The 23,719-nt window shown below is 69.5% G+C and carries 16 protein-coding genes and 1 pseudogene; 10 read left to right on the top strand and 7 right to left on the bottom strand.

Annotation, left to right across the window (positions count from 1 at the left end):
- Positions 1-37 precede the first annotated feature (37 nt).
- Positions 38-217: pseudogene (locus tag ITP53_RS57615) on the bottom strand (S1 family peptidase); the annotation flags it as partial.
- A 174-nt stretch (positions 218-391) separates the two neighbouring features.
- Here ITP53_RS57615 and ITP53_RS18085 point away from each other — a divergent pair.
- The 5 genes from ITP53_RS18085 (at position 392) to ITP53_RS18065 (ending at position 4,744) form a co-directional block, all read left to right on the top strand.
- Positions 392-1,573, top strand: a complete 1,182-nt coding sequence (locus ITP53_RS18085) for a zinc-dependent alcohol dehydrogenase (protein ID WP_195896570.1) — start codon at positions 392-394, stop codon at positions 1,571-1,573.
- 52 nt (positions 1,574-1,625) lie between these two features.
- On the top strand, positions 1,626-2,675 hold the full coding sequence (locus tag ITP53_RS18080; RefSeq protein ID WP_195896569.1) for an NAD-dependent epimerase/dehydratase family protein: 1,050 nt from the start codon (positions 1,626-1,628) through the stop codon (positions 2,673-2,675).
- 105 nt (positions 2,676-2,780) lie between these two features.
- The gene (locus ITP53_RS18075; protein WP_195896568.1) at positions 2,781-3,230 is read left to right on the top strand and encodes an ATP-binding protein; all 450 of its coding nucleotides are present in this window, start codon (positions 2,781-2,783) and stop codon (positions 3,228-3,230) included.
- A 203-nt stretch (positions 3,231-3,433) separates the two neighbouring features.
- Complete coding sequence (folP, locus tag ITP53_RS18070; protein ID WP_195896567.1) at positions 3,434-4,333, top strand: dihydropteroate synthase; 900 nt, start codon at positions 3,434-3,436, stop codon at positions 4,331-4,333.
- A 12-nt stretch (positions 4,334-4,345) separates the two neighbouring features.
- A complete protein-coding gene (locus ITP53_RS18065; RefSeq protein WP_195896566.1) occupies positions 4,346-4,744 on the top strand; it encodes a DnaJ family domain-containing protein in 399 nt (132 codons plus the stop codon).
- A gap of 271 nt (positions 4,745-5,015) precedes the next feature.
- Here the strand turns inward: ITP53_RS18065 and ITP53_RS60310 are convergent, their stop codons facing one another.
- Positions 5,016-7,364, bottom strand: a complete 2,349-nt coding sequence (locus tag ITP53_RS60310; RefSeq protein ID WP_407941256.1) for a glycoside hydrolase family 6 protein — start codon at positions 7,362-7,364, stop codon at positions 5,016-5,018.
- A 256-nt stretch (positions 7,365-7,620) separates the two neighbouring features.
- On the opposite strand from ITP53_RS60310, the gene ITP53_RS18055 reads away from it, so the two are divergent.
- A complete protein-coding gene (locus tag ITP53_RS18055) occupies positions 7,621-10,587 on the top strand; it encodes a glycoside hydrolase family 48 protein (protein WP_195896565.1) in 2,967 nt (988 codons plus the stop codon).
- On the top strand, positions 10,530-13,082 hold the full coding sequence (locus tag ITP53_RS18050) for a glycoside hydrolase family 9 protein (protein ID WP_195896580.1): 2,553 nt from the start codon (positions 10,530-10,532) through the stop codon (positions 13,080-13,082). Before ITP53_RS18055 ends, ITP53_RS18050 begins: the two co-directional genes overlap by 58 nt.
- 216 nt (positions 13,083-13,298) lie before the next feature.
- Here the strand turns inward: ITP53_RS18050 and ITP53_RS18045 are convergent, their stop codons facing one another.
- Both ITP53_RS18045 and ITP53_RS18040 read right to left on the bottom strand, forming a co-directional pair.
- Positions 13,299-13,826, bottom strand: coding sequence for a hypothetical protein (locus ITP53_RS18045; protein ID WP_195896564.1), 528 nt, complete (start codon positions 13,824-13,826; stop codon positions 13,299-13,301).
- The gene (locus tag ITP53_RS18040) at positions 13,823-14,887 is read right to left on the bottom strand and encodes a lytic polysaccharide monooxygenase (protein WP_195896563.1); all 1,065 of its coding nucleotides are present in this window, start codon (positions 14,885-14,887) and stop codon (positions 13,823-13,825) included. Before ITP53_RS18040 ends, ITP53_RS18045 begins: the two co-directional genes overlap by 4 nt.
- Positions 14,888-15,146: 259 nt before the next feature.
- Here ITP53_RS18040 and ITP53_RS18035 point away from each other — a divergent pair, with 259 nt between their 5' ends.
- On the top strand, positions 15,147-16,508 hold the full coding sequence (locus tag ITP53_RS18035) for a GH12 family glycosyl hydrolase domain-containing protein (protein ID WP_195896562.1): 1,362 nt from the start codon (positions 15,147-15,149) through the stop codon (positions 16,506-16,508).
- An 81-nt stretch (positions 16,509-16,589) separates the two neighbouring features.
- Here ITP53_RS18035 and ITP53_RS18030 read toward each other — a convergent pair whose 3' ends face one another.
- From ITP53_RS18030 to ITP53_RS18020, 3 genes are all read right to left on the bottom strand, one after another.
- Entirely contained in the window at positions 16,590-17,858 is a 1,269-nt protein-coding gene (locus ITP53_RS18030) for a serine/threonine-protein kinase (protein WP_195896561.1), read from the bottom strand.
- Positions 17,845-18,816 carry a LacI family DNA-binding transcriptional regulator gene (locus tag ITP53_RS18025; RefSeq protein ID WP_195896560.1) on the bottom strand — a complete coding sequence of 324 codons (972 nt, stop codon included), beginning with the start codon at positions 18,814-18,816 and terminating at the stop codon, positions 17,845-17,847. The genes ITP53_RS18030 and ITP53_RS18025 overlap by 14 nt, the downstream gene beginning before the upstream one ends.
- 259 nt (positions 18,817-19,075) lie before the next feature.
- Entirely contained in the window at positions 19,076-21,214 is a 2,139-nt protein-coding gene (locus ITP53_RS18020; RefSeq protein WP_195896559.1) for a transglycosylase domain-containing protein, read from the bottom strand.
- Positions 21,215-21,496: 282 nt separating this feature from the next.
- Between ITP53_RS18020 and ITP53_RS18015 the strand changes: the two genes are divergently transcribed.
- Together ITP53_RS18015 and ITP53_RS18010 are read left to right on the top strand one after the other, a co-directional pair.
- A complete protein-coding gene (locus ITP53_RS18015; RefSeq protein ID WP_195896558.1) occupies positions 21,497-22,705 on the top strand; it encodes a hypothetical protein in 1,209 nt (402 codons plus the stop codon).
- Entirely contained in the window at positions 22,702-23,703 is a 1,002-nt protein-coding gene (locus tag ITP53_RS18010; RefSeq protein ID WP_195896557.1) for a hypothetical protein, read from the top strand. Before ITP53_RS18015 ends, ITP53_RS18010 begins: the two co-directional genes overlap by 4 nt.
- The last annotated feature ends 16 nt before the right edge of the window (positions 23,704-23,719 follow it).

Raw genomic sequence — 23,719 nt, 5'->3', positions numbered from 1 at the left:
CGGCCGTGGTGGCCGTACCTGGGCGTGATGGTGTTGCTCACGGTCCGGGCCGGGGAGGGGGTGACCGGCCCGGACCCGAGACGGTCGGCGTGCTCGTCCCGCCGCCGCCCTGGGTGGCCAGCGTGAGGCCGTAGGTGGTGAGGATCTCGTTGGCCGGCTGGAAGTACGTCGTGCCGCCGGACGAGCAGTTGCCCGAGCCGCCCGACGTGACGCCCTGTCTTCCTGGGGAGCATGTGCGACTCTCCTCGTACTGGGGGGTGTCGTTACGGTACGCACCTGTCCACGAGGAGTGGTCGTGTCAAAAGACCCCTATTACGGTGGTATAGCTGGCTCGGTTTGATGCTCTATGTGGGGGTATGCGGCTTTCGTGCCCAAGCATTGAGGAGACACCATGAAGGCGGTCACCTGGCACGGCAAGCGCGACATCCGCGTCGACGAGGTCCCCGACCCGGCCATCAAGGAGCCCAACGACGCGATCATCCGGATCACCAGCACCGGCATCTGCGGCTCCGACCTGCATCTGTACGAGGTGCTCGGGCCGTTCCTGGCCGAGGGCGACATCCTCGGGCACGAGCCCATGGGCATCGTCGAGGAGGTCGGCGCCGCCATCGGCAACATCCGGCCCGGCGACCGCGTGGTCATCCCGTTCAACATCGCCTGCGGCCACTGCCACATGTGCGGGATGGAGCTCTACGCCCAGTGCGAGACCACCCAGGTACGCGAGCAGGGCACCGGCGCCGCCCTGTTCGGCTACACCAAGCTGTACGGCCAGGTGCCCGGCGGGCAGGCGGAGTACCTGCGGGTGCCCGAGGCCCAGTTCGGCCCGATCAAGGTCCCGGAGGGCCCGCCGGACGAGCGCTTCCTCTACCTGTCCGACGTGCTGCCGACCTCCTGGCAGGCCGTCGAGTACGCGGACATCCCGGAGGGCGGCAGCGTCACCGTCTTCGGCCTCGGCCCCATCGGCCAGATGTGCGCCCGTATCGCCCGCCACCTCGGCCACCGCGTGATCGGAGTGGACGGCATCAACCGCCGGCTCGACCTGGCCCGCCGCCACGGCATCGAGGTCGTCGACGCCAGCGAGGTCTCCGACGTGCCTGGAGCGATCCGCCGGCTCACGTCAGGGCGCGGCACCGACTCGGTCATCGAGGCGGTCGGCATGGAGGCCCACGGCTCACCCGCCGCGAAGATCGCCCAGGCCCTCACGGGGCTGCTGCCAGGCGCGGTGGCGGCGCCGCTGATGTCCAACGCGGGGGTCGACCGCCTGGCGGCGCTCAACCAGTCCATCGACACCGTGCGCAGGGGCGGCGTCATCTCGGTCATCGGCGTGTACGGCGGCATGACCGATCCGCTGCCGATGCTGCGCATGTTCGACAAAGGCATCACGATGCGCATGGGCCAGGCTCACGTCAGGCGGTGGATCAGCGCGCTGATGCCGTTGGTGACCGACGACGCCGATCCGCTGGGCGTGATGGACCTGACCACGCACCGGCTGCCGCTCGACCAGGCGCCGATGGCGTACGAGATGTTCCAGAAGAAGGCCGACGGCGCGGTCAAGATCCTGCTCCAGCCATGATTCGGCAGCTCAGCGGGGTTTCGCCGAGGGAAGGCCGGGCAGCGGAGCACGCATGAGAGTCGTTGTGGTCGGAGCAACCGGGAACGTCGGCACCAGCTTGGTACGCGCGCTGGCCGCCGACGACGGCGTGGCCTCGATCGTGGGGGTCGCCCGCAGGCTGCCCGGGTGGCGGGCCGACCGCACCGACTGGCGGCAGGCGGACGTCGCCACCGGGGACCTGGCACGGATCTTCGAGGGCGCGGACGCCGTCGTCCACCTGGCCTGGTTGTTCCAGCCGACGAGGGATCCCGCGACGACCTGGCGGGCCAACGTGCTCGGCAGCATGCGGGTCTTCCGCGCCGTGGCGGAGGCGGGGGTGCCCGCGCTGGTGCACGCGTCGTCCGTGGGGGCGTACTCGCCGGGGCCCAAGGACCGGCCTGTGGACGAGAGCTGGCCCACGCACGGCTGGCCGGGGGCCGCGTACGGGCGTGAGAAGGCTTACGTCGAGCGGGTGCTCGACGTGTTCGAGAACGATCACCCGAGCATCCGGGTGGTGCGGATGCGGCCGGGGTTCATCTTCCAGCGAGCGGCGGCGACCGAGCAGCGGCGGTTGTTCGCCGGGCCGTTCGTGCCGCGGCGGCTGATCCGCCCGGGGCGCGTTCCGTTCGTGCCGGACATTCCCGGGCTGCGGCTGCAGGTGCTGCACGCGCGGGACGCGGCGGAGGCGTACCGGCTGGCCGTGACCAGGCCGGTGCGCGGCGCGTTCAACCTCGCCGCCGAGCCCGTGCTCGACCCACACGACCTGGCCAAGCTGCTCGGCGCCCGTACGGTGCCGGTCTCGCAGGGACTGGCCAGGGCGGTCGTGGCGGCGGGATGGCGGCTACGGCTGCTGCCCGCCGCGCCGGGGCTGCTGGACCTGGCGCTACGGATTCCGGTCATGAAGGTGGACCGGGCCAGGGACGTGCTGGGGTGGTCGCCCAGGCACACGTCCTGGGACGCGATGCGTGAGCTGCTCGACGGGTTGCACGACGGCGCCGGCATGGACACCGCGCCGCTCGCGCCCGACGGTGGCCCGGCCGCGCGCGTACGGGAGCTCGCGACGGGCGTCGGCCAACGTCTGTGAACCTGCACGGAGGGTGATCTCCGGCCGGGGACGAGGACACCGCGCGAGGTCCTGAGGCGAGGCCGACGTGTCGAGATGACACGAAGGAGCGATATGGACCTGCTCATGAGCCAGCCTTTCACCCTCCACGACATCACGAAGCTGCGTCGTGAGGTGGCCGAGCGGGCGGAGCGTCGCGGCCTGCACGGCGTACGGTTGCGTGACTTCGTGTTGGCCGTGCACGAGAGCATCGTGAACGCCGTGGAGCACGCGGGCGGGCACGGGCACTTCAAGCTGTGGGCGGGCGGCGGGCTCGTTCGCGCGGAGACCATCGACTGCGGCTCGGGCATCCGTGACGGAGCCATCGACGGCGGGCGGCCGCCCGAGCTCGCCACCAGCGGGCGGGGCATGTACCTCATGCGCCGGCTGTGCGACGAGGCCGACTTCCGCACCGGCCCCGAGGGCACCAGGGTGGTGCTGACCATGCACTTACCGCATGGTCCTGACGCCCATAGGGGGATGCGGCGGATCAGGGTCAGGGCCGGCCACCGCCCGCAGTGCCGCTTCACCGCCTGACCTCGAGCCGCCCGAGCAAGGCCCTTCGCGCTCTCGTGGGCCGATCCCGAGCCGTCTGATCTGCCCGGTCCCGGGCCGTCTGGCCTGGGTGAGGGGCAGGTCTAGTAAGAAACCTGCTAAGTGGACTGCCGCTACGGCGTTGGCCTGGCACAACAGTAGGGCGGCAGTCCGACGAGCAGATTTCTTGCTAGTAGGCTCGCAACGTGAGCGGCGTGCAGTTTTCTCCCGGGATCGTCTCTCCCGTGCGGCGCATCGGGCGGCGGGAGTTCGATTTCGAGCGCCAGGTCGCCATCATGGCCATCGTCAACAGGACGCCCAACTCCTTCCACGACCAGGGCAGCACGTACGCGCTCGAAAGCGCCGTGGCGTCGGCCACGAAGGCCGTGGCGGACGGGGCGGACTGGGTGGACATCGGCGGGTTCGCCTTCAGCGCGGCCCAGGCGGGGATCGGCGCCGAGGAGGAGATCGAGCGCGTCGCGCCCGTCATCGCCGAGGTCAGGGCCGCCACCGACGCCGTGATCTCCGTCGACACCCACCGGGCCGAGGTGGCGCGGGCCGCCATCGAGGCCGGGGCCGACGTCATCAACGACACCAACGGCCTGCGCGAGCCCGGCATCGCGGAGGTCGCGGCGGAGACGGGCGCCGGCGTGATCGTCACGCACAGCCTCGGCGGTCCAGGCCGAAGGGTTTTCCGGCCCAGCTACGCCGACGTGGTCTCCGAGGTCGCGGACTACCTGCGGGAGCGGGTGTCGTTCGCGCTGAAGGCGGGCATCGCCGCCGACAAGATCATCATTGACCCCGGGCACGACCTGAACAAGAACACCTTCCACTCCCTCGAGCTCACGCGCCGGCTCGAGGAGATCACCTCGATCGGATACCCGACGCTGGTGGCGCTGTCCAACAAGGACTTCATCGGGGAGACCCTCGACCGGCCCCAGGGGGAGCGGAAAGAGGGCACGATCGCCGCCAACGTGATCTGCATACTCAAAGGCGCCCGCATCCTGCGCGTCCACGACGTGGCGGCGACCGTCGCGTCGGTGCGCATGACCGAGGCCGTGCTCGGGTGGCGCGGCCCGGTCGCCCCGATTCACAACCTGGCGTGAGGAGATCCGTACGTGAGCGAGCGCAAGCCGATCGGCGTCCCCTTCGAGACCTGGATCGACCGGCAGATCCGCGAGGCGGAGGAGCGCGGCGAGTTCGACGACCTGCCGGGCGCGGGCAAGCCGCTGCCTGGCATCGACCGGCCCCTCGACGAGATGTGGTGGATCAAGCAGAAGATCGAGAGTGAGGGGCTGTCGATGCCCCTGCCGCCCACGCTGGCGTTGCGCAAGGAGGCGGAGCAGGCGCTGGCCGAGGCGCGTGATGCCAGGTCCGAGACCGAGGCGCGGCAGATCGTCGAGGACATCAACCACAAGATCCGCGAGGCGATCAGGACCGGGCTGTCGGGCCCGCCGCTCAACCTGATGCCCTTCGACGTGGACCAGATCGTCTCGGAGTGGCGCCGCCGGCGATAGCAACCAGGCGGCCAGGAGGAAGCGGCCGGCGGCAGGACGGCGGCGGCACGACGGCAGTCGGCGGGAAGTCGGTGCGGGAAGACAGGCAGTGGGAAAAGGGCCCGGGCGTGGCCCGGGCCCTTTCCGTGGGCGGGGGACCCGGGGTCGGGTGAGGCCCCTCCGCTGGGCGAGAGACCCGGGTCAGGCGGGCCCCTCTGGCTGGTAGGGGCCTGGGTCAGGTCCAGGCCCCCCGGCCGGAGGCCCCTCGCGGTCCTCCGGCCGGCCAGGTCTTTCAGTTGATGGGCGGGTAGGCGTTCTGCAGCAGCTGACGGAACTGCGCCGAGAACCACTGGCCCGACAGCGGCGAGTTGGCCAGGGCGCCCGTCAGGTTGTTGCCGTTGAGGTCGTTGCCCCTGTAGGTCGGGTCGCACATCCGGTCGAACTTCTTGCCCTCGTCGTTCTCGATCTCCGTGCTTGAGCCGTCGGACTCACCAGGAGGCTTGACCCAGACGTACGCGTCCAGACCGCTCGCCGGGCTGGCGGCCGGCCGGGCGCCCATGCCCGCGCCGCTCTGGTTGCACCAGTTGCCGGCGTGGATGCGTTGGTCGATGCGCGACTCGTTGACGAACGTGTCCAGGACCGTCGAGGTGCTCGGCGCGGTCGGGCGGGCGCTGCCGCCCCAGCCGTTGCGCGAGGTGTCGATCAGCATGCCGAGCCCGTCCCTGAAGCCCCTGGACACGAGCGCGGAACGCAGGGCCTGGGCGAAGGTCAGCTCGTCCACGTAGAAGTTCCAGTCGACCCACGTGGACTGCCGGATCTGCTGGCCGTTCACGGTCGTGTTGATCGTGAAGTGCGGTTCGGTGGTGGCCGAGTAGTTGGCGGTGTTGACGATGAACCCGTCCACGCTGTCCACGCCGGCGGTGGTGCCGGTCGCCATGCTGTGGAAGAGGTTCACCGACGGGCCGAAGTTCGAGTCCCAGCCGAGCCAGCCGTGGTGGCCGGCGTCCACGTAGGTGTAGACGTTGGTGATGGCGTGGAGCTGGTTGAGCGCGTAACGCACGCCGTCGACGTAGCCGCCGGGGCCGTTCGCCTCCTGGCACTTCGGAAGGCTGAGGTTGGTGACCAGGTTCGGCAGCGAGTCGGGCTCGATGATCGTGACGATCCGCAGGTTGGAGTACGCCGGGCTGCGGAGGATGGCCGCGATCGGGTCGATGTACTCGGTCTTGTAGCGGTTGAACCCGTCCTCTGCGATCAGCAATTCGCCGTTGGAGGCCAGCGCCGCGCAGTCGCGGTTGGGCAGGTCGTAGATGACGATCTGGATGGTCAGCGGGGCGGAGCCGTTGGCCGCGTCCTGCCTGACGGCCTCGTCCATGTGGGCCCGCAGGCTCATGGCGGAGGGGGAGCCGGCGATGGCCGCGATGCGGTCCATCCACACGGCCGTGGAGGTGTTGGCCACGGCGGAGCCGCCGGGCTCTGCGGACGCCCTGGCGGACCAGTCGGGGTTCACGTAGCCGGTGGCGCCGGCGTACGGGTTCTGGACGTGGGTGGGGTTGGTCCCGCCGTCGTCGTCGGCCTCGGTGGCGGTGACCGTCCTGGACGTCAGGCCGGTGGAGGCCACGGTGAAGGTACGGCTGCCGTTGGCGGTGTCGGAGTCCTGGGCGGCGGCCAGGGTCACCGTCTGGGCGGTGTTCCAGTTGTTCTGTGTGAAGGTGAGGCTGCCGCCGGAGGAGACCGTGAGGTTGGCGTCGCCGCTGCCGGCCGTCGAGGTGACGGTCACGTTCGACGAGGGACGCGCGGCCAGGCTCACGGCGTAGGTGCCGGTGGAGCCCTCGGGGACGGTCACGGCGGTGGGCGTCACGACGATCGACTGCGTGACGGTCGCGTCGTCGTCCACCTCGCTCGCGTTGACCGTGGCGCCGGTGACCCCGGTGCCGCCGACGCTGAAGGCGGCCGTGCCCGAGGTGTTGTCGGAGTCCTGGGCGGCGGCCAGGGTCACCGTCTGCGGCGTGTTCCAGTTGGAGGTGGTGAAGGTGAGCGAGCCGCCCGAGCTGACGGACAGGTCGGTGTCACCGCTGGTCCGCGTGGTGTTGACGGTCACGTTGGAGCTCGGCGCCGCGGAGAGCCTGGCGGTGAAGGTCGCCGTGCCGCCCTCGTTCACCGGGATCGCGCTGGCCGAGGTGACCACGGACGGCGTGGTGGGGGTCGTGCCACCGCACGTGGTGCCGTTGACGCTGAACGACGTCGGGGCCGGGTTGGTGCCGGACCAGGTGCCGTTGTAGCCGATGGAGATGGAGGCGCCGGTGGCCACGCTGCCGTTGTACGGCATGTTGGTGGCCGTGACGCGGGTGCCCGACTGGCTAAAGTTCGCACCCCAGCCGGTCGGCGTGTATTTCTGGCCGGTGGTCGCGTAGTCGAAGGCCAGCGTCCACGACGTGAGCGGGTCGCCGGTGTTCCTCAACGTGATGTTCGCGGTGAAGCCGCCTTGATTGTTGCCGCTCGTCCACTGGTTGGCGGCGTAGGTCACGTCGCAGGCGACCGCGGCGTTCGCGGCCGTGCTCTGGCCGACGACGAGCCCGAAAGCCGCGACACTCGCGGCGGTCATGGTCACGGCCCATTTGCGGAGGCCGCGTTGGAGTCTCACGAGCGATCATCTCCAGTATTAGGTGGCTGGGAGCGCTCCCATGGTCTGTCGGACACGGATCCATGTACAGCGGGCGGCCGGCGCAGATGTGTCCGCTGCCCCGCATGCTCGCTGAATGCCCCGGAATGAGGATGAAACTTTCATCAACGGCAGCCTGGTGAGAGGAAACACGGGGGTTACCGGGACGCCATTCCGTTGACATACGCCGGAGTGCACCCACAATCCATTTTGGGAGCGCTCCCACACCTCTACTCCCATGGAGACCCCCGTGAAGTACAGACCACCCTCCCTTCTGACGCGCTTATCGAGGCGGCTCGCCGTGGCCACGACCCTCGTCCTCGTCGCAGGCGCGACCTCTGCCGTGGCGGCCCTTCCCGCCCAGGCGGCAGTGGCGTGCGACGTGACGTACGCGGCCAACCAGTGGACGAGCGGCAACAATCAAGGCGGCTTCACCGCGAACATCACGTTGAGGAACACCGGCGACCCGCTCACGTCGTGGACGCTGGCCTTCGACTACGCGACCACCGGCCAGAAATACACGCCGACCGGCTGGGGTGCGAACTGGAGCCAGTCGGGCACCCGTGTCACGGCCACGAACATGCCGTGGAACGGCAGCATGGCCACCGGCGCCTCGACCAGCATCGGCTTCAACGGCACGTGGACGGGCAGCAACCCGGCCCCGACGTCGTTCAGCGTCAACGGCACCACGTGCGGTGAAGAGGACGAGAACGCCGCGCCCACGGTGTCGCTGACCTCGCCGACCGCCGGCCAGACGTTCACCGCCCCGGCCACCGTGGCGATCGCGGCGAACGCGGCCGACTCGGACGGCACGGTCTCCAAGGTCGACTTCTACCAGGGCTCCACGCTGCTGGGCACCGACACGTCGGCGCCGTACGCCTACAACTGGCAGAACGTGGCGGCGGGCAGCTACTCCATCACCGCCAGGGCCACCGACAACGGGGGCGCGACGACGACCTCCGCGCCGGTCGGGATCACGGTCTCGCCGCAGAGCACGTCGCCCACACTCCTGGTGAGCCAGACGAGCCTGTCCGTGCCCGAGGCGGGAGACGCGAGCTTCGAGGTGAGGCTTTCGCGGGCGCCGTCGGCGAACGTGACCGTCTCCACCGCCCGCACCAGCGGTGACACCGACCTGACCGTCTCCAGCGGCGCGAGCAGGACCTTCACGCCGTCCAACTGGAACACCGCGCAGACGGTGACCCTGGCCGCGGCCAACGATACCGACACGACCAGCGGCACGGCCGTGTTCAGGGTGAGCGCGACCGGATACCCGGCGGTCGAGGTCAACGCCAGCGAGGCGGACGACGACTCGGGCGGCGGCGACAACGCGTACGTCGAGCGCTTCGTCGAGCTCTACAACGAGCTGCACGACCCGGCCAACGGGTACTTCTCGCCCGAGGGCGTGCCGTACCACTCGGTCGAGACGTTCATGGTCGAGGCGCCTGACCACGGGCACGAGACCACGTCCGAGGCCTACAGCTACTACCTGTGGCTGGAGGCGACCTACGGGCAGGTGACCGGCGACTGGACGAAGTTCAACAACGCGTGGGCCTCGATGGAGAAGTACATCATCCCGGCCACCGCCGACCAGCCGACGAACTCCTTCTACGACGCGTCGAAGCCGGCCACGTACGCGGCCGAGTCGAACACCATCTCCGACTACCCGTCGCAGATCGACTCGAGCGTCTCGGTGGGCCGCGACCCGCTGGCCGCCGAACTGCAGAGCGCGTACGGCACTCGCGACATCTACGGCATGCACTGGCTGCTCGACGTCGACAACACCTACGGCTTCGGCCGCTGCGGCGACGGCACGACCAAGCCCGCCTACATCAACACCTACCAGCGCGGCCCTGAGGAGTCGGTCTTCGAGACGATCCCGCAGCCGTCCTGCGACACCTTCGCCCACGGCGGCACGAACGGCTACCTGGACCTGTTCATCAAGGACGCCTCATACGCCAAGCAGTGGAAGTACACCAACGCCCCCGACGCGGACGCCCGCGCGGTGCAGGTGGCGTACTGGGCGCAGACCTGGGCCAAGGCGCAGGGCAAGGAGTCGCAGATCTCCTCGACGGTGGCCAAGGCCGCCAAGATGGGCGACTACCTGCGCTACTCGATGTACGACAAGTACTTCAAGCGGCCCAACTGCACGAACCCGTCGTGCGCGGCCGGCACCGGCAAGGACGCGTCCACCTACCTGCTGTCGTGGTACTACGCCTGGGGCGGGGCGACCGACGCCAGCGCCGGGTGGGCCTGGCGCATCGGCTCCAGCCACAACCACTCCGGTTACCAGAACCCGTTCGCGGCCTGGGCGATGGCCAACGTGGCCGAGCTCAAGCCCAAGAGCGCGACCGGCTCGGCCGACTGGAACACCAGCCTGACCCGCCAGTTGCAGTTCTACACCTGGCTGCAGTCGGCTGAGGGCGCCATCGCCGGTGGCGCGACCAACAGCTGGGAGGGTCACTACGCCACGCCGCCGAGCGGCCTGCCGAAGTTCCACGGCATGACCTACGACTGGCAGCCGGTCTACCACGACCCGCCGTCGAACCAGTGGTTCGGCTTCCAGGCGTGGACGATGGAGCGGGTCGCCGAGCTCTACAACGTCACCGGCAACGCCGACGCCAAGGCGCTGCTCGACAAGTGGGTGGCGTGGGCGCTCGACAACACCACCGTCTCCGGTGACAGCTACCAGATCCCGTCCACGCTGCGCTGGACGGGCCAGCCGGTGGGCAGCTTCTCCGCCACCGGTGGCATGCCGCCGCCCAACCCGGGCCTGCACGTCGAGGTCGTCGACCACACCCAGGACGTGGGCGTCGCCGGCTCCTACGCCAAGGTGCTCATGTACTACGCCGCCAGGGCGAACCACGCCGAGGCGCGTGACACGGCCAAGGCGCTGCTCGACGCCGTGTGGGAGAACCGCGACGCCAAGGGTGTCTCGGTGCCGGAGACCAAGGCCGACTACCGCCGGATCGACGACCCGGTGTACGTGCCCCCAGGCTGGAGCGGCGAGATGCCGAACGGCGACCCGATCAACCCCGACTCGACGTTCCTGTCGATCAGGTCGTTCTACGAGGACGACCCCGACTGGCCGAAGGTCGAGGCGTTCCTGGACGGCACCGGTCCCGCGCCGGTCTTCAACTACCACCGGTTCTGGGCCCAGGTGGACGTGGCCGTCGCGCTCGCCGAGTTCGGACGGCTCTTCCCGTGAGAAAGGCGACACTGATCGCCGTGGCGTCGCTGGTCCTGCCCCTGGTGACAGGGGTGGGGCCGGCGGCCCACGCCGCCGCGCCGGCCTTCGCCTACGGTGAGGCGCTGCAGAAGTCGCTGTTCTTCTACGAGGCCCAGCAGTCGGGCGCGCTGCCCGACTGGAACCGCGTCTCCTGGCGCGGCGACTCGGCCATGGACGACGGCGACGACGTCGGGGTGGACCTCACGGGCGGCTGGTACGACGCGGGCGACCACGTCAAGTTCGGCTTCCCGATGGCGTTCTCCGCCACCATGCTGGCCTGGGGCGCGGTCGAGTATCGCGACGCCTACGTCTCCTCCGGTCAGCTCACCCACCTGCTCAACAACCTCAAGTTCGTCAACGACTACTTCATCAAGGCCCACCCGTCGCCGAACGTGCTCTACGGCCAGGTCGGCAACGGCGGCAGGGACCACGCCTGGTGGGGTCCGGCGGAGGCCATGCAGATGGAGCGGCCCGCGTACAAGATCGACGCGTCGTGTGGCGGGTCGGAGCTGGCGGGGGAGACGGCGGCGGCGATGGCGGCCTCCTCGATCGTCTTCCGCCCGACAAATCCGTCTTATGCCGACACGCTGGTGACGCACGCCAAGCAGCTCTACTCCTTCGCCGACACGGTCAGAAAGAAGTACACCGACTGCATCAGCGACGCCCAGGGCTACTACAACTCCCACAGCGGCTTCAACGACGAGCTGGTCTGGGGCGCGATCTGGCTCCACCGGGCCACGAACGAGGCCGCCTACCTCGCCAAGGCCGAGTCGTACTACGACAACCTGAGCAACGAGCCGCAGACCACGATCAAGTCGTACAAGTGGACGATCGCCTGGGACGACAAGTCCTACGGCGCGTACGTGCTGCTGCACAAGCTGACCGGCAAGCAGCGCTACCTCGACGACGCCAACCGCTGGCTCGACTGGTGGACGGTCGGCGTGGACGGCGCCAAGGTGCGGTATTCGCCCGGCGGCCAGGCCGTGCTGGACCGGTGGGGCTCGCTGCGCTACGCGGCCAACACCTCGTTCGCGGCGCTCGTGCACAGCGACTCCATCACCGACGCCGCGCGCAAGGCCCGCTACCACGACTTCGCGGTACGGCAGATCGACTACGCGCTCGGCGACAACCCGCGCAACTCATCGTACGTGGTCGGCTTCGGCGCCAACCCGCCGAAGAACCCGCACCACCGGACGGCGCACGGGTCGTACACGGATCAGCTCTCCTTCCCGGAGCAGACCCGCCACACCCTGTACGGCGCGCTCGTCGGCGGCCCGCCCGACCCGAACGACGCCTACACCGACAAACGCGACGACTACGTCATGAACGAGGTCGCCACCGACTACAACGCCGGCTTCACCAGCGCGCTGGCCAGGCTCTACAAGGAGTACGGCGGCGCCCCGGCGACGGGCTTCCCCGCGGCGGAGACGCCGGACGGACCCGAGATCTTCGTCGAGGCGGGTGTGAACGCCTCGGGCGGCAACTTCACGGAGATCAAGGCCATCGTCCGCAACCAGTCGGCCTGGCCCGCCAGGGTGCTGTCCGACGGCTCGTTCCGCTACTACTTCACGCTCGACGGCACGACGACCGCCTCGCAGCTCAGCGTGTCGTCGGCCTACACGCAGTGCGCGGCGCCGACGCTGCACCAGGCGGGCGGCAGCACGTACTACGCGGAGATCGACTGTTCGGGCCAGGAGATCGCACCGGCCGGACAGTCGCAGCACCGCAGGGAGGTGCAGTTCAGAATCGCCAGCGCGGGCACGTGGGACCCGGCCAACGACTGGTCGTACCAGGGCATCCCGACGACCCCGGGCACGACGCCGGCGAGGACCGAGAACATCACCCTCTACAGCGGCGCCACCAAGATCTGGGGTGACCCGCCGGGTCCCGGGGAAGAGGACGACACTGCGCCCAGCAAGCCGGGCAGGCCCGCGGTCTCCGCGATCACGGGCTCGACCGCCAGGCTGACCTGGACGTCCTCGACCGACGACGTGGGAGTGGCCGGTTATGACGTCTACCTGGGGTCCACCAAGGCAGGCACGGCCACGACCACGTCGTTCGACCTGAGCGGGCTCACCCCTGCCTCGGACTACACGGTCAGCGTGGTGGCGAGGGACGCGGCGGGCAACAGCTCGGCGCGGTCCGACGGCACCGCGTTCACGACGGCGGACGCGCCCGCCGCCGGCTGCGTGGTCACGTACAAGGCGGTCAACTCCTGGGGCGGCGCGTACCAGGCCGAGGTGACGGTGAAGAACGCCGGCGCCGCGGCGATCAACGGCTGGACGGTCGGCTGGACGTCCCAGGCCGCGATCACCCAGCTCTGGGGCGGCAGGCACACCGTGTCCGGCTCCGCCGTCAGCGTGCGGAACGAGGCGTGGAACGGCGCGCTCGCGCCGGGCGGCACGACCACGTTCGGCTTCATCGCGAACGGCACTCCCTCCACCCCCGACCCGATCACCTGCATCCCCGCCTGAGTGAAGGCCCCGCCCCCGCCGCAGGCGCGGCGGGGGCGGTTCCACCGGGCACCCACCTGGGCCCACTGATCCAGCCGAACTCATCGGACGTCGGCTGAGTAGAAGGAGGTGAGGCGAAGCAGCAACCCTGCCCCACGACACCATCCCGCCCGGATGGGACGGATGCGGCCGGCTCTTCCAGCCGGTCGCATCCGTTTGTCCTGCGGGGAGGTTGTCCTATCGGGCGGTGTTCGACGTGACTTGGGCGAACCTCTGGCGGGCCGCCTCGATCGGCGTGTCGTCCTCGAACTCGGCGAACGCCTCGTCGTGGTAACGCGCGGGGATGAGCTGCCTGACCCGCTCCGGATAGCCCGTTCCCGGCTCGGGGACCTTCACCTGGGGAGGAATGCCGAGGCGGACGGCGATCGGCCCGGAAGCGCGTACGGAGACCGACCAGTCGGTGCTCTCACCGGTGATCGCGCACATGTGACGCGCGTAGACCCACGTGACCTCCACCAGCGACGCGGCGTCGGCGGGCTCGGTGCCGAACGGCTCCACCGCGCACACCACGGCGGACTCGAACTCGTGGCCGTGCGCGTGGTGCTGTTCGGGTGAGGACCGCTCGAGGATCAGCGTCACCTGGGCGGCGAGGTCCTCGTTCAGCTGTGACGACGGCTGCCTGGCGGCGAGGAACGTCACCCCGGCCAGGGTCAGGCAGGCCAGGGTGACGATCGACGCGATCAGCCCGCGACGCGTTTTGATCACGGGCTGGTGCAGGTCAGTGCCGGTGCGGGGCTCGGTATGGAGCCCGTGGCGTTGAAGCCGAACGTAGCTGACGCGTTCGGCGCGAGCTGTCCGTTGTGAGTGGCGTTCTTGACGGTCACATTGGGCGCCTGCCCGGAGAGCACGCCGTTCCACGGTGAGCCGTCGAAGCCCTGGCCGCCGCTGTAGGTCCACTTGACCGTCCAGCCGTTCAGCGTGCTGGAGCCCGTGTTCCGCACGGTCACCTCACCCTGGAAGTGGCCGGCCCAGCCGGTGTCGGTGGCCTTCCACGTGGCGGAGCAGCCGCCCGTGGGCGGGTCGGTCGGCGGCACCGTCGGGTCAGGGCTGGGGCCGGGCGTGCTGCCGCCCGGGCCGACCCCGGTGACCTGGCCGTTGCCGCCGTCGAAGACGACGTCGGAGCAGCTGTAGAAGTTCTCGTTGCTGTCCGAGCGGATCCAGTGCGTGAAGATGATGTGCCGGCCGGACTTGCCGGACGGGAGCTGGGCGTTCCAGTAGTAGTAGCCGAGCCCGCCGGGACCGCCGCTCTTGGCCGGGTTCGTGACGCTGCCGAACGGCTCGAGGTCGGACCACTTCAGCGGCCCGTTCGGGTTCCAGCCGTTCTTGGTGATGTAGTAGTCGAAGTCGCCGGGGTGCTCGGCCCAGTTGCTGTGGCGCATCTGGATGTTGGCGCCCGAGGTCAAGTGGGTCAGCGGCCAGTCGTTGCGTACCGCGTTGTAGGCCGAGAAATTGTATGGTCCGCCGGTGCCGCCGCTGCAGATCTGGCCGTCCGGGATGAATCCGCTGGTCCGGCCGGCGCCGTCGGAGCGCAGCACCGCGAACCAGTTGTACAGGGGGGTCGTGCCGCCCTGCGACACAGCGGCCGCGCAGGCGGGGTTGTAGGGCAGGATCTGGCCGTTGTCCCGCAACCCGTCCTGCCAGCACAGGAACGTCCGGCTGCCGGGGAACATCGACACGCCGTGCGCCTGTGCCTGCGTGGGCACCATCAAGACGCTCGTGATGAGAACCATGACGGCGGTGATCGCCGCCGACTTGAACAATTTCATGGGGATTCCCTTGCGCTGACGACAGAGGAAACCTGCCCACGAACAGCCCGCCCGGCCAGCGCATTGAATCATGTTCGGCGACTCTTCGACAACGCTCGGTGAAACTTTCAGCCGATCTTGGTCATGGTTTCCCCTGGTGGCCCGGATGCGACCGGCCGGGCGGGGGCGTACCGGCTTGCCAGGTTCCGTCAGTGGCCGCGAGTCTGACGCTGGGAGCGCTCCCAGCCCTCCCTCTACAGAGAAGCGGGAGCAACACGCCATGAGGCACCTGCACACCCTGATCATCGGGGCGTTACTCGCCACCGGCCTGTTCGCCGCGCCGGCGCAGGCCGCCCCGGTGCTCTGCGAGAAGTACGGCTCGGCGAGCATCCAGAACAACCGCTACATCGTGCAGAACAACGTCTGGGGCGCGAGCACGGCCCAGTGCATCGACGTCAACCAGAGCGGCGGCTTCACCGTCACCCAGTCGGCGCACAACAACGGCACCGGCGGCGCGCCCGCCGGCTACCCGTCGATCTACGCCGGCTGCCACTACGCCGCCTGCACCACCGGCAGCAACCTGCCCATGCAGGCGAGCGCGAGCGGCTTCGGCGGCCTGCGGAGCAGCGTCAGCATGACGTATCCGGGCTCGGGGACGTACAACGCCTCCTACGACCTGTGGTTCGATCCCACGCCGCGCACCGACGGCCAGAACACCGGCGCCGAGGTGATGATCTGGCTCAACAGGCAGGGCTCCATCCAGCCGATCGGCTCCCAGGTCGGCACCGCGAACCTGGCAGGGAGCACCTGGCAGGTCTGGTACGGCAACATCGGCTGGAACGTGATCTCCTACGTGCGCAGCTCGACCACGACCTCGCTCGACTTCTCCATCAACACGTTCTACTCCGACGTGGTCAGCCGGGGCTACGGCGAGCGCTCGTGGTACCTCACCAGCGTCCAGGCCGGCTTCGAGCCCTGGATCGGCGGCGCCGGTCTCGCGGTCAACTCCTTCTCGTTCGGCTCGGGCGGCAGCGGCACCGACACCTCGCCGCCGAGCACGCCGGGCACGCCCACCGCCTCGGGCACCACCTCCACGGGCACGACCCTGCGATGGGGCGCCTCCTCGGACACCGGCGGCAGCGGCCTGGCCGGCTACGACGTGCTGCGCGCGACCGGTGACGCCTTCACCAGGGTCGGCACCAGCACCACGACGTCGTTCACCGACACGGGCCTGAGCCCGGCGACCACGTACCGCTACCGGGTGCAGGCCAGGGACGGCGCGAACAACCTCTCGCCGCAGTCGGCCGTCGTCACCGTCACCACCCTGTCCGGCGGCGGGCCTGGCGGCGGCTGCGCGGCCACCGCCACCACCCAGACCACGTGGAACAACGGTTACGTCATCCAGCCGGTGACCGTCACCAACCGGGGCACCTCCACGCTCAGCGGCTGGACCGTCACCTTCCCGCTCCCGTCAGGACACACGATCACCGGCATGTGGAACGCGTCCTACACGGTGAGCGGCGGAACCGTCACGGCCAGGAGCAACGGCAGCCTGGGACCGAACGCCTCCACCAGCTTCGGCTACCAGGCGACCAGGCCGAACGGGAACACGCAGGTGCCCAGCGGCTACACCTGCGGCTGAGCTCGTCCGCGGGCGTGCTTTGCGAGGGGCACGACGCGGGCGATCCGAGGGGTACGGCTGGTGCGGCCGTACCCCTCGATATCACTTCCTCTTGATCGCGGCGTCGATGACGTCGAGCCTGGCCTCCAGCTCGCTCAGGCAGGCGGGCGAGAGCCGGCCCTCCCGCAGCCGGTCGGAGAGCTTGCGGCGGACGTTGTCCGTACTGGATTCATACGGTCCCAGCGGCGTCACGGTGGCGTGCAGGACCTGTTTGAGATCGAGCACGACGTCGGCGTCGGTCGCGCCGCACGGCGTCCTCGCCTCCAGCGTGCTCGTGAAGCCGGTCACGGCCTGGTCGATCGTGACCGTCGCCGACGGCGAGCTCTCGATCATTTTGGCCGTGGCCGTCTCCGTGGGTGCGACCGTGGCCGAGGGCGTCGGCACCGGTGCCTTCTCCCGTTGCTGCGGGACCTCCGCCTGCTGGAACCACAGCAGCGCGGAGAGCGCGATCACCGCCGATCCCGTGACCGTGAGGCCGCGCCTGACGTTGCGGCTCAGGGTCGCCGTGCTCAGCGCGGCGGTCAGGGCCGTGACGATCTCCGCCGCGGTGGGCCGTTCCTCCGGCAGGTGCGCCAGGCAGCTCTGGCAGAGCGAGGCGACCGAGTGCGGCACGCCGGCCGCCCTCGGTGGCGGTGACGTCCGCCTGGCCACCTCGATCTCCTCCCACGTGGTTTCCGGGTACGGAGTCCGCCCCGTCAGCATGGTGTGCAGCAGCACGCCCAGGGCGTAGACGTCGACCGCGGGATGGGTGGGCACCCGCAGCAGGCGTTCAGGGGCGACGTAGGGAGGGGTGCCGCGGTCGTCCTCGGGATCGCCGGCCCAGGCCGCGATGCCGAAGTCGAGCAGCTTGGGTCCGTCGGCGGTGAGCAGCACGTTCTCGGCCGTGACGTCCCGGTGGACCAGGCCGCGGGCGTGCCCGGCCATCAGGACCCGCGCCAGCCGCAGCGCGATGGCCGCCGCCTCCGTCCACGGCAGCGGGCCCGCCTCGACGCGCTCGGCCAGCGGCGTGCCGTCGAGCAGCGGCATCACCACGTAGGCCGCGACGCCGCCGCTCGTGGTGACGGTCTCGCCGTAGTCGTAGATCTCGATGGTGTCGGGGTGGATGAACCTGGCGGCGGCGCGGGCCTCGCTGCGTACGCTGATGCGTTCGCCGTGGTCCATGTGGAGGGACGCGGTGAGCACCTTGACGGCGATCATCCGGTGCAGGGACTGGTCGAAGGCACGCCAGATGACCGACATGCCCCCGCGGGCCAGCGGATCCAGCAGCAGATACCGGCGGGCCAGGACGTCCCCAGGTTCAAGCCGACTCACGGACGACCAATTCCGTGGGGAGGACGGGATCGATCCCCGCGGCCCCCGACAGGAGCAGCCGGGTGGCGACCGTGGCGAGCTCCTCGACGGGCTGGCGGATCGTGGTCAGGGCGGGAACGGTGTGCCTGGCGACCGGGGCGTCGTCGAACCCGATCACCGCGACGTCCGTCGGCACCTTGCGCCCGGCCCGGCGCAGGGCCTGGATCGCGCCCGCCGCCATCAGGTCGGAGGCGACGAAGACGGCGTCAAGGCCTGGAGCGTGGCGTAACAACCATTGCATGGCGTGGGTGCCTGAGGCGGCGGTGAAGTCGCCGTACGCCACCGGCACGTCGGGGGCGCCTGCCGCCTGCAGGGTGCGTACGAGCCCCTCCAGCCGGTCACGGGCGGCCGGTAACGAGGGCGGACCGCCGATGGCCGCCACGTTACGGCGGCCCGTCAGCAGGAAGTGCTCCGCCGCCTGTCTGCCGCCGTCGAGGTTGTCGACGTCGGCGTACGGCAGTTTGAGGTCGTGGGGCGGCCGGCCGATGTTGCGTACCGGGATGCCCGAGGTGGATAACTTGATCGCCAAGGGGTGGCGTTCTCTGGCGCCGACGATGAGCACGGCGCCGGATAACGCTGGGAGGGTGGATGAAGTGGGCGTTACGGTCGTCACCATGAGGTGGGTGCCGTGCTCGTTGATCACGGCGCCCGCTGCTGACAGGAGCCTGGCGTAGTAGGGTTCGGAGAACAGACGGGGCAGATGGTCACATATCACCGCCGTTACGCCGTCGGCGAGGGTTTTGGCGGCCGTTCCCCGTGGCGCGCGCTGTCGTACGTATCCCATACGGGACACGGCGTCATAGACTTGGCGGCGGGTTGAAGTGCTGACCCGCACCGAGCCCGTGAGGACTCGGGATGCGGTCGCGGGGGAAACCCCTGCAGCGGCCGCCACCTGTGCCAGTGTGGGCTGCTCGGTCATGGAGCACCTCGCGGAAAGAGCCTGGGAGCGCTCCCACGTTACCAATGTTTCGCCGCTGTTAATAGGGGCTTTGCAGGGAGTGCGTCCCATTGTGCGGACGCACTCCGAATTTGCTCAGCTAGGGGCGTTGGTAACCGGTAGAGGTTTTTGTGCCGGGCGTTGATCACGCCATATTTTTATGCCCGATTTGTCATATCCGACGGCGTGGAATCCCTTCAGATCCGTGGCAGTCATGTTGGTGACCAGATTGTCCGCGTTGTCAGCCGATCTCCGCCAGGTCCGCGTCCTCGATCTCGCTGTCGTCGCCCTCCTCGGGCTCCTCGGGCCGCACCTGCTCGACGGGCTGGCAGCTACTGCCGCAGCCGCCGAAACGGGCGGAGTTGATCGGGGTGAAGTCCGTCGGCGGCACGTCCTCGAGCGCGGCGATCATGGTGTCCTTCCAGATCGGCCCGGGAACGGAGGAGCCGAAGACGTTGGCGTAGTAGTTCCCGCCGATGGTGACGCCGTTGAGCTTGTGCTGCTGCGCGCCCCTCGGGTCGCCGATGCTGACCGCGCCCGCCAGGTCCGGAGTGAACCCGGCGAACCAGGCGGTGGCCTGATCGTCCGTGGTGCCGGTCTTGCCGGCGGCCGGGCGGCCGATGCCGCCGACGCCGCTCATGGTGCCCTTGGTGAACACGCCGGACAGGATGTCCGCCGCGGCGTCCGCGACCTCGGCGTCCAGCGCCTGCTTGCACTTCGGCTGGTAGTCCTTCTCCTTGCCGTCACGGTCGACGATCTTGGTGACCACCATGGGGGCGCAGTACTTGCCGTGTCCGGCGATGGCCGCGTACGCGTTGGCGACGGTCACCGGATCCATCTCGTTGGTCCCGAGTGTGAAGGTGGAGAACTCCGTCAGCTTCAGGCCGTCGGACCGCTTGATCCCCAGTGACTTGGCCGTGTTGATCACGTTGCACAGGCCCACCTTCTGCTCCAGTTGCATGAAGAAGGTGTTGACCGAGCCCCAGGTGCCGGTGGCCAGCGACTTGAAGCCGCCGCCGCCCTCGTCGTTGGTGACGGTGTGGGAGGGGTCGGCGATGTTCTCGCCCTTGCAGTTCTTGAACGTGGAGTAGTAGGGGGCGCGGTAGCCGCTGCCGACGGTGAAGCCCTCGTTGATCTTCATGCCCTGCTTGAGCGCGGTGACCAGGGTGAACGTCTTGAACGTCGATCCGGCCTGGAATCCGACGCCGCCGCCGTGCGCCGCGTCCGCCACCACGTTGTACGACATTTCCTTCTTGCGCTTGTTCTGGCCGTACTTGCGGCTGGCGGCCATGGCCTTGATCTGACCCGTGCCCGGCTCCACCAGCGCCTCGGAGGCGACCGGGTCGTCCGAGGCGTACACGTGCTTCTTGATGGCCTGCTCGGCCGCCTTCTGCATCCCCGGGTCGATCGTGGTGTGGATCGTCAGGCCACCCCGGTTGAGGAACTGGCTCCTGGCCGTGGCCGACTTTCCGAACACCCGGTTGCTCAGGATCTCGTTGCGCACGTACACGCAGAAGTACGGATACTTGCTGTCCCCGCATCCGCCCGGCAGCGGGGTGCCCTTGAAGCCGAGCTTCTCGGCCTTGGCGTCGGCGGCCTGCTGGGGCGTGATCTTGCCCAGCTTGGCCATGGTGTCGAGCACGAGGTTGCGCCGGCTCAGCAGCCGCTCCCGGTGCTTCTTGCTCACGTTGGGGTCCGTCGAGTTGGGGTCCTGCACGGCGCCGGCCAGGGTCGCGGCCTGCGCCAGGCTCAGGTGGGCGGCGTCCACCCCGAAGAAGCGCTTGGCCGCCGCCTCCACCCCGTAGGCGCTGGCGCCGAAGTAGGCGATGTTGAGGTACTTCTCCAGGATCTGGTCCTTGGTGTACTTCTCCTCGACCGCCATCGCGTAACGCAGCTCCCTGAGCTTGCGCGCGTAGCTGGCCTCCAGCGCCGCGTTCTTCTCCTTCTCGGTGGTCGCCGAGTTGAGCAGGACCTGCTTGACGTACTGCTGGGTGATGGAGGAGCCGCCCTGGGCGGTGCGGCCCGAGGTCAGGTTCTTGGCCAGGGCGCGGATGGTGCCCTCGATGTCGATCGGGCCGTGCTCGTAGAAGCGGAAGTCCTCGATGGAGATGATGGCCGTCTTCATGACGTCGGCCACGTCTTCGAGCTTGACGTTCTCGCGGTACTCCTCGTAGAACTGCGCGATCTGGTTGCCCTCGGCGTCGAGCACCGTCGTCTTCTCCGCCAGCGGGGGTTCCTTGAGCTCCTCGGCTTTGATGCCGAGATCCTCCGATGCCGAGACGAACATCGCTCCCGTGCCTCCGACCGCGGGCAGCGCGATGCCCGCGGCCACCACGCCGGCCGCCACCGCCGCCGCGGTGAGGCGCGCGAGACTCGACATAGGGGAACTCATGTGGTAGTACCTCTCCCTTTGGCAATAGGGTGCATCCTAAACCCCGCCATGACGTGCTCCATGTAAAAACTTGGACACCACCGGGCGCCGGATGGTTCGGATGTACACGGTGATTTCCGGCACAGTTTCGATCGTGCCGCTCCCGTCTCTTCTGCGCGGGCTGAGTTTCGGCCAGCCTCCGGCAAAGAAGCGTGTCGACGGCCAAGCGGGCCCGAGCCGGTCTGGCAACCTCTAGCAGGGCATTTATTCCTGGACTTGGTGGAGGGGCTTATGTGTCGAGTCGGGGATGGCGAGCACGTCGAGCGCCTGCTCACCGCGGCCCGGACATATTGGGGCGAAGACTCGGGCGGTGACGGGTGTGTCGTGGCGGAGGCGTACGGCGAGGACATCAGGCTCGTCGCTCGCACGCTGATGGTCGCGAAGGCGATCTGCCGGGTGGTCTCGGCGCGACTCGTCGTACTCGGGGATCCTGAGTGGCTTCGGCTGGGCGAGGCGTTCGGGGCGGTGGAGGACTTCCGGCCGGAGGTCCCGCCCGCGGCGCTGGTCACTGGGCGGGCCGAGCGCGAGCCGGCCAGGGAGGTCCCGGTCGTGCACGTCCAGGGAGGAGGGGCGCTGCGTGCGTACGCGCTGTTCCCCGACCACGGGCCGTGCTCCATCGGCGACGAGTTGCCCGCGCGGGTCGCCGCGTTCTTCGAACGTCACGTCTGGCCGCGCCGGGAGACGATCGCGCCGAGCGCCGAGCGGGTGGCCTGGCGGGCGAAGAGCGGCTACGAGGTCCGTACCGCCACCGAGCGCCGCCAGCTGCGCTACTACGGCTGCGCCCGCCTGGGCCTGGACCCCGACCGCCCCACGATCACGGTGTACGGCCACACGCCTGGACACGACAAGGAGCTGTTCGACGCGACGGTGCGGTTCGCCGCCGGGGACGAGTCGGCCAACTGGTTGTTCCACGACCCCGTGCCCGACCCGCATTCCCGGATGAGGCGCGTGCCAGGCGACCTGTCCCCGAACCTGCTCTGGAGCATGACCGACGTGGGCGTCGCGTTCGGCGACAGCGATCTACCCGCCTTCGGCATCCCCGTCATCCAGGCCGGCTGGTCGGAGGGCGGCGCCTGCGGCGCCACGCACGTGGTGCGCACCCCGTCCGAGCACCGCTCGCTGCTCGCCGCGGCCATCGCCGAGCACGCCAAGGGCGAGACGATTCTCGGCCCCGACCAGCGCGAGCGCGCCAGGCTGTGGCTCTGGCTGCGCCGCTGCGGCGCCGACGTGCCCACCCACCTGCTGCCGCACTGGGAGCACGACACCGACTACGCGAACGCGTTCGCCGTCAACCTGGAGCACGCCGAGCGCGACGGCGATCCCCTCTTCGAGGCCGTACGCCGCATGTGGGATCGGCGCGAGCCCGTACTCACCCGATTCGACTTCCACGACCCGGCCGGACTGGCCACCACACTCACCCCCGCGAGGAGCGTCCGATGAGCAGCGCAGGATCCGGTACCGACCTGGACCAGGTGATCCTTCCCGCGATCCCGCCCGCGCACCTGAACAGCGGCCGGATCGCCGCCCTGCAGGTGGCCGACCGGCTGCGAAGGGGCAGCCAGATCGTGGGCAGGTTCGAGACGTCAGCGCTGCTCGGGTTCAAGGTGTCCGCGCAGGGGCGGGCGCTGCGGGTGCACATGTCGCTGTCGGTGGACGACCTGTCGGTGAGCGGCTGGCACACCGGCAACACCGAGCCCCAGAGCACCCTGCCGCGTCTCATCCAGATCCGCTCGCAGGGCCGGCTGCGCCAGTGCGTGCTGCTGAAGGGCCGCAGGTCACACGCGAGGGTGGCCTTCGACCTGGCGCCGGAGGAGATCCCCGACGACGGCCTGATCTGCGTCGAGGCGCTCGACATCAGGGAGGGCGACGGCATCTCCTCCGAGCTGCGCGACGCCGTGTCGGACCGGGTCGCGCCCGACGGCGTGGCCGGGGTACGGCTGGACAAGGTCGTGCTCGAGGAGCCGCCGGCCGTGGACTTCGACCCCGACACGCTCGACGCCGGGCGCTGCGAGTTCTACACGCTGATCAGCAGCGGCGGGCTGGTGAACCTCAACCGGCGCGGCGTACGCCCCCTGCGCACCGGCATGTTCGTGCTCAACCCCGTGATGCGCGACCGGTTCGGGTCGGCCGGGCGGATCACGTTCACGCTGGCGACCAGGGCCGAGGCGCCCGCCATGATCCCGGCGACGTGGCGGCGGCTGAACAGCGAGCTGCGCTGGCTGCGCCACGCCGGCAAGAAGCTCGTACGTTCGGCGGCGCCGTCCGTGGAGTGCGTACTCAGCATCAGGGACGGGGACCTGGGCGAGCCCGAGCAGACCGCGCGCGGGAACGTCACCGAACTGGTGCTGCCCAGTGCCGACCGATCGCCGCTGCTCGTGATGGTCGCGAGGAGCCAGGGCGTCCTGCCGATCCTGGAGTCCGGCAGGTCGCACGACTAGGCCGGGCACCTGAATA

Origin of the sequence: Nonomuraea cypriaca (assembly GCF_015645445.1) — a bacterium.
Classification (GTDB): domain Bacteria; phylum Actinomycetota; class Actinomycetes; order Streptosporangiales; family Streptosporangiaceae; genus Nonomuraea; species Nonomuraea cypriaca.
This window is presented reverse-complemented; position numbering and strand designations above follow the sequence as displayed.